Source organism: Shewanella sp. AS16 (assembly GCF_021412365.1).
Taxonomy (GTDB): domain Bacteria; phylum Pseudomonadota; class Gammaproteobacteria; order Enterobacterales; family Shewanellaceae; genus Shewanella; species Shewanella salipaludis.
Window position 1 is genome coordinate 1 of record NZ_JAKCLK010000151.1, and the last position, 311, is coordinate 311.

1 pseudogene is annotated in these 311 nt (G+C 52.1%); it reads right to left on the reverse strand.

Annotated features, from left to right (window positions below):
• Positions 1-5: 5 nt before the first annotated feature.
• A pseudogene (locus LZP73_RS19750) lies at positions 6-311 on the reverse strand (starch synthase); the annotation flags it as partial.

Here is a 311-nt window from a genome sequence, read left to right on the forward strand (position 1 = left end):
GAAAACTATTTCAAGCGATAGTAAAGCTCACGGTACGACTTCGCCGCGACCTGCCAGCTAAAATCCATTGCCATAGCCTGACGTTGCACAAACCGCCACAGTGAAGGACGGGACCACAGTACAAAAGCACGTCGAATAGCCCGTAACAGCGACCAGGCATTACTATCTTCAAAGACAAACCCACTGGCGACGCCATCTGCAAGGTTCTCAAGAGAACAGTCAGAAACCGTATCAGCAAGCCCACCGGTGCGCCGCACTAACGGCAGCGTACCGTACTTCAATCCATAAAGTTGCGTTAAGCCGCACGGTTC